Source organism: Rhodococcus sp. 7Tela_A2 (genome assembly GCF_049311045.1).
Taxonomy (GTDB): domain Bacteria; phylum Actinomycetota; class Actinomycetes; order Mycobacteriales; family Mycobacteriaceae; genus Rhodococcus.
Genome location: NZ_JAXION010000158.1, coordinates 1 through 8,390, shown reverse-complemented (window position 1 = coordinate 8,390; position 8,390 = coordinate 1). Strand labels below are relative to the sequence as shown.

11 protein-coding genes are annotated in these 8,390 nt (G+C 68.1%); 6 read left to right on the top strand and 5 right to left on the bottom strand.

The genetic code is table 11. The annotated features are described in order from the left end of the window. Positions 1-950, bottom strand: a 950-nt coding sequence (locus TVH25_RS19820) for a hypothetical protein (protein ID WP_422425285.1), incomplete at its 3' end; no start/stop codon positions are given. A 23-nt stretch (positions 951-973) separates the two neighbouring features. After that, a complete protein-coding gene (locus TVH25_RS19815) occupies positions 974-2,167 on the bottom strand; it encodes an MFS transporter (protein WP_422425284.1) in 1,194 nt (397 codons plus the stop codon). A 215-nt stretch (positions 2,168-2,382) separates the two neighbouring features. Between TVH25_RS19815 and TVH25_RS19810 the strand changes: the two genes are divergently transcribed. Next, positions 2,383-2,802: a hotdog fold thioesterase gene (locus TVH25_RS19810; RefSeq protein WP_169621059.1), complete on the top strand. Its 420-nt coding sequence runs from the start codon at positions 2,383-2,385 to the stop codon at positions 2,800-2,802. 112 nt (positions 2,803-2,914) lie between these two features. Continuing rightward, on the top strand, positions 2,915-3,268 hold the full coding sequence (locus TVH25_RS19805; protein ID WP_296550632.1) for a VOC family protein: 354 nt from the start codon (positions 2,915-2,917) through the stop codon (positions 3,266-3,268). A 45-nt stretch (positions 3,269-3,313) separates the two neighbouring features. Here TVH25_RS19805 and serS read toward each other — a convergent pair whose 3' ends face one another. Together serS and TVH25_RS19795 are read right to left on the bottom strand one after the other, a co-directional pair. Further along, positions 3,314-4,573 (bottom strand): serine--tRNA ligase, encoded by a 1,260-nt coding sequence (gene serS, locus TVH25_RS19800; RefSeq protein ID WP_169620791.1) that lies wholly within the window; start codon positions 4,571-4,573, stop codon positions 3,314-3,316. 10 nt (positions 4,574-4,583) lie between these two features. Further along, entirely contained in the window at positions 4,584-4,976 is a 393-nt protein-coding gene (locus tag TVH25_RS19795) for an ankyrin repeat domain-containing protein (RefSeq protein WP_422425283.1), read from the bottom strand. Between the two features lie 46 nt (positions 4,977-5,022). Between TVH25_RS19795 and TVH25_RS19790 the strand changes: the two genes are divergently transcribed. After that, on the top strand, positions 5,023-6,072 hold the full coding sequence (locus TVH25_RS19790; RefSeq protein ID WP_169620793.1) for a septum formation family protein: 1,050 nt from the start codon (positions 5,023-5,025) through the stop codon (positions 6,070-6,072). An 11-nt stretch (positions 6,073-6,083) separates the two neighbouring features. Continuing rightward, positions 6,084-6,422, top strand: coding sequence for a metallopeptidase family protein (locus TVH25_RS19785; RefSeq protein ID WP_169620794.1), 339 nt, complete (start codon positions 6,084-6,086; stop codon positions 6,420-6,422). A gap of 28 nt (positions 6,423-6,450) precedes the next feature. Here the strand turns inward: TVH25_RS19785 and TVH25_RS19780 are convergent, their stop codons facing one another. Beyond that, on the bottom strand, positions 6,451-6,612 hold the full coding sequence (locus TVH25_RS19780) for a hypothetical protein (protein ID WP_169620795.1): 162 nt from the start codon (positions 6,610-6,612) through the stop codon (positions 6,451-6,453). 198 nt (positions 6,613-6,810) lie between these two features. On the opposite strand from TVH25_RS19780, the gene TVH25_RS19775 reads away from it, so the two are divergent. Both TVH25_RS19775 and TVH25_RS19770 read left to right on the top strand, forming a co-directional pair. Beyond that, positions 6,811-7,212: a nuclear transport factor 2 family protein gene (locus TVH25_RS19775; RefSeq protein ID WP_422425282.1), complete on the top strand. Its 402-nt coding sequence runs from the start codon at positions 6,811-6,813 to the stop codon at positions 7,210-7,212. Between the two features lie 26 nt (positions 7,213-7,238). Next, positions 7,239-8,210: an NAD(P)H-dependent flavin oxidoreductase gene (locus TVH25_RS19770; RefSeq protein WP_169620797.1), complete on the top strand. Its 972-nt coding sequence runs from the start codon at positions 7,239-7,241 to the stop codon at positions 8,208-8,210. Positions 8,211-8,390 lie beyond the last annotated feature (180 nt).

Genomic DNA, 8,390 nt, shown 5'->3' with positions numbered 1-8,390 from the left:
GCCGCGGCGAGCGCGACAGCTCCCGCGGCGATCAAGGCGTACGGCCACCATTGCCGTGCCGCGACACCGGCTTCGTCGACACCGGCGGCAACCTGTTCCGACGTACCGTCGGAAGTTGCCGAGGACGGTCGCGCGGGGAGCACTCCCGTGGCCTCACTCACGTTCTCCGAAATCCCCTTGACGACGTTGCCGACCGGCTCGACTCCGCCCACGAGCTGCCCCGTGCCGTCGACGAGCTGACGGCCGCCGTCGTCGAGCTGCATCAGCCCGTCGCGCAGCTGCCGGGACCCGTCGGCGGCCTGAGACATTCCCGCGACGAATTGTGCGTCGGGCGAGGTCAATTCGTAGGACAGCTGCCGAGCACCGTCGCGCAGTTGCCCGAGTTGGTCGAGTGTGTCCGGTCCGAGACCCTGGCTGTTCAGCATGTCGACGAGGGAACGCAGTTCGTCGGCGGTACCAGCCGAGACCGGATCACCGCTCATGGAGAGTGTGTCGGCGACGACGGAGAGCCGTGCCGTCACCGATCCCTGCATCTCACCGAACCCGCTGAGCCGCGTGACCACCTCGTCGACGCCCGACGAGATCTGCGACGCGCCGTCTCCGAGTTGCCCCACTCCGCCTTCGAGTTGGCCGAGTCCGTCCGCGAGCTGCTTACCGCCCTCGTGCGCCTGCGTGAGTCCGTCGGCGAGTTGTTGTGCGCCGACGTCGAGTTGGCGGCTTCCGTCGGCGAGTTGTCCCACTCCGCCGTTGAGCAGGGCCAGCGGGAGACTCGCCTGCTGCAGGGTGTCCCGGGCGGCGGCGACCGCGGCGGCATCCGGCGTGTCACCGCTGCCCGCGGTCTCGGCGACGACCGTCACCTGCGGGTCGTCGGTGTAGGCGAACACGGAGCCGGTGCCGACCATGACGGCACCGGCGGCGATGAGGGAAATAGGGAGAAAACGGGCATACATGCTCCGTAATCTAGGCGGACGAGTTAAGGGCTTCCTGAGGGCTCCCCCTTCGCGGCGGAAGGAAGCATCCGGCCGGCCACGGCTCCCAGGACGAACAGTGGCATCGTTGCCGCCGCGACGAGGATCGCGACGGGCAACCACACCGAGCCGAGGGCGAACCCGGCGAATATCGCCACCGACAGCATCTCGCTCGTGACGCCCACGACGGACGACACCGTGGCGCGGGCGCGGCCAGACATCGTCTCCTGGAGTCGCGCTTCGGCCACGATCGCGGTGTGGTGCAGGGCGCCGTAGCCGAGACCGATGGCCACGAAGCCCCCGACGCCCCCTGCGAGAGCGCCCAGGGCCAGGGCCAGCGCGCCGATCGTCACGATCACGCCCATCGCCCGGCCGCGCATCTGCGCGCCGCGTCCCGCCGTTGCCGCGCCGACGACCTGCCCGACGACGGTGAGCGCGACGAGAACGGGTACGAATTCCGTACTCGCGCCGTCCTCCCGGGCGAGCAACCCGAAGTACTCGTCGAACGCGAGACACGCGAGCAGCGCAGCGGTGAGAACAACGGCGCGACGGACGGCGGAATCGGTGCGGACCTCGTTCGTGCCGTCGCGCAGGCGTGCGAGGTACCGCGCCGCGAGGGTGTCGCCGGGGCCGTCGATCTCGTCGGCCTCCGTCGATTTCGGCGCGGCCGGGAGTGTGAACACCAGCAGCGTGCCGGCGACCGTGATCGCCACCGACGTCCATCCGACGAGCGCGTAACCGCCCAGGCCGAACAGCGGGGCCGCAGACAGCGTCGCGGCGAACACGCACACCATCTCCCCGGCGGCGGCATAACCCATCACGGCTGCGTACCGGTGTTCGCCGCCGCGCGCGGCCAGTCCGTCGTAGACGAGTGCTTCGAACGTGCCGGATTTCAGCGACTCACCGAGGCCCCACAGCGCGAAACCGGCGGCGAATCCCCAGTACGTCGGCCACACGAGCCACATCGTGAAGGCCGCGGTGAGCAGGACGCCGCTTCCGGCGAGGAGTGCCCGTCGCGACACCGTGTCCGCCCAGGCGCCCGACGGCACCTCGGAGACGAAGGCGACCACCGACCAGAGGACGAACAGGGACGAGATGCTGCCGGCGCTGAGGCCGTGATCTTCGAACAGCAGGGCGTACAGGCCGTAGAACGGCACGAACTCCCGGATCGAGGCATAGGCCACGGCGCGGACGGACACTGCACGGACCGATATAGCCCGGCAGGACAGGGGATCGTGCGGTTCGGATCAACGTCGTCGGCGCATGATGCCAGGGTGCCACGCGTCCCCGGTGCCTGTCACTCCCCTTTTCGGGCATCGGATACGGTCGGACGGTGACCGAGGAGAATGCGCCCGAGCGCTCGCGCACCTACACCTGGGACGATCCGGCGCCCACCGCTGCCGCCAATCGTGACATGCACGGCCTCGACTTCCTGCGCGGCATGATCGACGGTTCCATCCCGCAGCATCCGACGTCGCGGACCCTCGGTTTCGCCGTCACCGACGCCCGCGAAGGGTTCGTCGAGGTGTGCATCGAACCTCAGGAGTTCCACGCCAACGCCGTCGGCAGCGTGCACGGCGGCGTGCTCGCGGCGATGTTCGACACCGCCATGGGACTGAGCGTGTCGAGCACGCTCGAGGCCGGAGTGGGGTACACGACGTTGGACCTGCAGGTCCGGTACATAAGGCCGATCCAGCCCGGACAGTCCGCCGTGCGTGTCCACGGGTTCTGCGAGTACACCGGGCGTCGCACCGCGACCGCGCGGGGCGAGGCGCGCGACGCGGACGGCCGACTGATCGCCACCGCGTCCTCGACCTGCCTGGTTCTGCGCTGAACCCGACGCGTCAGGGTTGGAGCGCCTCGGTTCGTCGCGCCCGCAGCTCGAAGGGTCGACATCGAGGCGCCCTGCGCCGACGATCGGTGTACCCGCCGCGTAGGAGGACGACATGCATGCCAGGCGCATCACCACCAACCTTCATGTATCCGACGTCGAATCGGCCAAGGATTTCTACCGCGACTACCTGGGGTTGAGTACCGAAGAGTTCGACATGGGCTGGGTGGCCCGCTACACCGATCCCGACAGCGGAGCGCACGTCCAGCTCGTCAGCGGTGACGCCACCGCACCGGAGGATGCGGTGATGTCCGTCCACACGGACGACGTCGATGCCGCATACGACGAAGCCCGGCAGGCCGGCTACGAGATCGTCCACCCTCTCACCACCGAGGAGTGGGGTGTGCGCCGATTCCTGGTCCGGGCACCGGATGGCAACGTGATCAACGTCGTGCGTCACCGCGAGTGAGCGCGCGTAACCACACCTTCGACGAGTGAGCCCGAGCGGCTCAGCTCAGACGACGGGCTCGAGCACCTCGCGCCCGACGAAGGGCACCAGCGCCGCCGGCACCTTCACCGAGCCGTCGGCCTGCTGGTGGTTCTCGAGCAGCGCGACGAGCCAACGCGTGGTCGCGAGCGTTCCGTTGAGGGTCGCCGCGATCTGCGGCTTGCCGTTCTCGTCGCGATACCGGACGTTGAGCCGGCGGCCCTGGAAGGTCGTGCAGTTGGACGTCGACGTGAGCTCGCGGTAGCGCTCCTGCGTGGGCACCCAGGCTTCGCAGTCGAACTTCCGGGCCGCCGACGATCCGAGGTCGCCACCGGCGATGTCGATGATCCGGTAGGGCACGTCGATCGAGGCGAGCATCTCGCGCTCCCACGACAGCAGACGCTGATGCTCGGCAGCAGCGTCCTCCGGCTTGCAGTAGACGAACATCTCGACCTTGTCGAACTGGTGCACGCGGATGATGCCGCGCGTGTCCTTGCCGTAGCTGCCGGCCTCGCGGCGGAAGCACGACGACCAGCCCGCGTACCGCTTCGGGCCCTTCTCCAGGTCCAGGATCTCGCCCGAGTGGTAGCCCGCGAGCGGAACCTCGGACGTACCGACCAGGTACAGATCGTCCTCTTCCAGGTGGTACACCTCGTCGGCGTGCTGCCCGAGGAACCCGGTGCCCTGCATGACCTCGGGACGCACGAGCACCGGCGGGATCATCATGGTGAAGCCGTTCGCGGTGGCCTTCTGCGCGGCGAGCTGCAGCAGGCCGAGCTGCAGCAGCGCGCCGTAGCCGGTGAGGAAGTAGAACCGCGCACCCGACACCTTGGCTCCGCGTTCCATGTCGATCAGCCCGAGCGACTCACCGAGCGCGAGGTGATCCTTGGGCTCGAAGTCGAAGGTGGGCAGCTCACCGACGGTCTCGAGGGTGATGAAATCGTCCTCGCCACCGGCGGGGGCGCCCTCCACGACGTTGGAGATCGCGAGGTGTGCGCGCTCCCGGGTCTGCTCGGCGGCGTTCTGCTCGACCTCGAGTTCCTTGACCTTGGCGGCCAGTTCCTTCGCTCCCTCGAGAAGCGCGGCGCGCTCCTCCGGGGCGGCTTGGCCGACCTTCTTACCCAGAGCCTTCTGTTCGGCTCGCGCGTTGTCGCCGGCGAGGACAGCCGCCCGGCGCGCCGCATCGGCCTCGAGCAGGGTATCGACGAGGCCCGGATCTTCGCCTCGGGTGCGCTGCGATTCACGCACGACATCGGGATTCTCGCGGAGGAACTTGAGGTCGATCACGACTGGAAGCCTACCGCTGCCACAGTTCCAGATACTCCTCGCGCCCGAACATCTTGGCCGTATCGATTGCGGTGGGATGCCCGAGCCGTGGATCGGCACCGGCTTCGGACAGAACCCGGACGACGTCGTCGGCTCCCTTGAACACGGCACCCGCCAGCGGCGACTGGCCCTTGTCGTTGAGGCGATCGAGATCTGCACCCCGCTCGGCGAGCACCCGTACCGCATCCGCATGACCGTGGTACGCCGCGAGCATGACCAGCGTGTCGCCGGAACCGTTGGTGAGGTTCGCCGGCACCCCCGTGTCCACATACTCGGCAAGGGTCGCGGCATCGCCGGCGCGCGCCGCGTCGAACATAAGCTGGGCGATCTCGAGAATTCGCGGATCTATAGGCTCATCGGTCATGATCCGACGCTACCGCCGGCCGCACGAACGGGCATGATGGAACGTGATGGCCGAAGAATCTGAGCAGCAGCCCCACCGACGCCCGCCTTCCGCGAGGCTGACCCGACGCGCGCTGATATTCGTCGCCGTGGGCGCTGTGCTCGCGGCGGTCGCGACGTTCGTCGTGGCGGGTTTCGAGGGTTCCACCGACGGAACCACCGACAACGGCCGGAGCGTGGCGACCACGGGCGCGGTGGCGGGCGAAGCGTTCGGCACCGCCTCGACGGGTGACTGCCTCACCTGGACCGCTCTCGATGCCGGCGATCTCACCAAGGTCGACTGCGAGCAGAGGCACCTGTTCGAGGTGGTCGCCGACATCGATCTGAGCACGTTCCCGGGTGCCGAGTGGGGGCCGGGTTCCCGATTCCCGTCGGTGATGCGGTTCACCGCCCTGCGCGACGAACTGTGTGTCCCGGCGGCGATGGACTATCTCGAGAGCCGATTCGATCCGGTCGGCAAGTTCAGCGTCGGTCTGATCAATCCCGGCGAGGCCGGATGGGCCGCCGGAGAACGAACGCTGCGGTGCGGTCTGCAGTTCTCGTCGACGACGGGCAATCTCCTCCCCATCGAGGGACGGGTGGCAGAGCAGGACCAGTCGCGGGCGTGGGACACCGGAGTGTGCATCGGCATCAACAACGGCATCCCGGCCGACCCCGTCGACTGCGCGAAACCGCACGCGTTCGAGGTCGTCGCCACCGTCGATCTGTCGTCGCAGTTCCCCGAAGGTCTCCCCAGCATCGAAGACCAGGACAGGTACCTCGAGGAGACGTGCACGCGACTGGTCGGCGAATACCTGGGCGACCCGCAGGCGCTCCGCAACAAGACGCTGACGTTGTTCTGGGACAACCTCGGGTACGACAGCTGGCTCGCAGGCAGCCGTAAGGTCAACTGCTCGATCGGCAAGCAGGTCGAAGGCGGCGGATTCGCATCCATCACGGGATCGGCGAAGGGTGACATCCTCATCGACGGCCAGCCGCCGGTGGCGCCGGAACCGCTGCCCGAGGGCAGGTCGCTGCCGAGTCCGCTGCCCGGCGCCGTTCCCCTCCCGGGTCAGTGATGGGCGTACACATGAGCGACGAGCATTTCGAGGAGCTCGTCTCGGAGGCGCTCGACGAGATCCCGGCCGAACTGGCGCGCGCGATCGACAACGTCGTGGTGCTCGTCGAACCGCGCCACGACGAGGAACCGGATCTGCTGGGTCTGTATCAGGGGATCGCGCTCACCGAGCGCGACAGTCATTACGCGGGCTCGTTACCGGACACGATTTCGATCTACCGGGACGCCATTCTCGATATCTGCCGGACGGACGACGACGTCGTCCACGAAGTGCTGGTGACGGTGGTCCACGAGATCGCGCACTACTTCGGCATCGAAGAAGAGCGCCTCCACCAGCTGGGCTGGGGGTAGGCGCTCTCCGGCCGGTCCGACGGGCTGGTTACTCGGCGCGGTGTGCGTCGGCCTTGACCAGGCTCGGGTTCTTGGCCTTGCGCTGCATGAAATGCGGGTTGATCGTCGAGATCACGAGCAGGATCAGGGTGCCGACGGTCACGACAGCGATCGAAAGCACGACGACGATCATGCCGAAGAGTTCAAACATCCCGGTTACCTCCACTTTCGATGTCACGACGAGGCACGCGACACGCGCCGCCCCGTCGTACCTTAGCCTCTGCCGCTGCACCGCCCGGGACCGGCACCCGCGCGCGCCCCACGCGAGGCCAAATCACGAACAGTCACTGTTGACCGTTTAGTCGCCGGACTCTACGCTCGGACCCACCCCACCGAGAGGCGAACCCACGTGACGCATCCCGCCCGCCCGGCAGTGATCGACCGATGGCATCACCTGATCGAGACGAACGACCTCGACGCGCTAAACGTACTCGTCGCCGACGACGCCGTGTTCCTGTCGCCCGCCGTGTTCACCCCGCAGGAAGGCAAGGCCAAGACGGTCGCGTACCTCCGGGCGGCGCTCACCGTGTTCGGTGGCGACACCGGGTTCCACTACGTCGGCGAGTGGTACGGCCCGAACTCCGCGGTGCTCGAATTCGTCGCCGATCTCGACGGCGTACACGTCAACGGCGTGGATCTGATCGAGTGGGACGACCGGGACCGGATCGTCGGGTTCAAAGTCATGATCCGCCCCGTCAAGGGCCTGCAGGCGCTGATCCCCCGCATGGCGGCACAACTAGAGCAAGCCTGACCACTCACCCTCGAGGAGTTACGTATATGAGTCTGCCGCCGATTCTGAAGGATCGCCTGCGCCTGCCCGTCGTGGCATCGCCGATGTTCATCGTGTCCAACCCCGATCTCGTGATCGCACAATGCATTTCGGGTGTCGTCGGGTCGTTCCCGTCGCTCAACGCCCGCCCGCACTCGCAACTGCGCGAGTGGCTGACCCGGATCACCGACGAACTCGCCCGGTACGACGCCGACAATCCCGAGACACCGTCCGCGCCGTACGCGGTGAACCTCATCGTGCACCGGTCCAACGACCGCCTCGAAGAAGACCTCGCGACGATCGTCGAGTTCCAGGTGCCGCTGGTCATCACCTCGCTCGGGGCACGCACCGACGTCAACGACGCGATCCACTCGTACGGCGGCATCGTCCTGCACGACGTCATCGACAACCGGTACGCGAAGAAAGCCGTCGAGAAGGGCGCCGACGGCTTGATCGCGGTCGCCACCGGCGCCGGCGGACATGCGGGCACGCAGTCTCCGTTCGCTCTCGTCCAGGAGATCCGCACCTGGTTCGACGGTCCGCTGCTGCTGTCGGGCGCGATCGCGCACGGCAATTCCATTCTCGCCGCGCAGGCTGCCGGTGCGGATCTCGCGTACATCGGGTCGGCGTTCATCGCGACGACGGAGGCACACGCCCAGGACGAGTACAAGCAGATGCTCGTCGACTCGTCGGCCTCCGACATCGTCTACACGAACCTGTTCAGCGGCGTGCACGCCAACTACCTCCGGGGCAGCATCAGCCGCGCGGGCATGGACCCCGACAACCTCGCCACCTCGGATCCGTCCGCGATGAACCTGGGTGACGACAAGACCGAACCCGGCGGCACCGCGAAGGCGTGGCGCGACATCTGGGGTGCGGGTCAGGGCATCGCCGTCATCGACCGGATCGCTCCCACCGCTCGCGTCGTCGAGCGACTCGCCGACGAATACGCCGCGGCCCGCAAGCGGCTGTCGCTCTGACGACCCTCCGGGTTCGTCCGGCACATACGACAGCGGGGGCGGGCGCGGGCGGGCCCCCCGGGGGGGGGGGGGGGGGGGGGCCCCCCCGGGGCCCCCCCCCCCCGCGCGGCCTGGGGCGCGCGCGCCGCCCACGCCGCGGCCCGCACGGCGCCCCGCCGGTCGAGGCGGGCACCGTTGCTG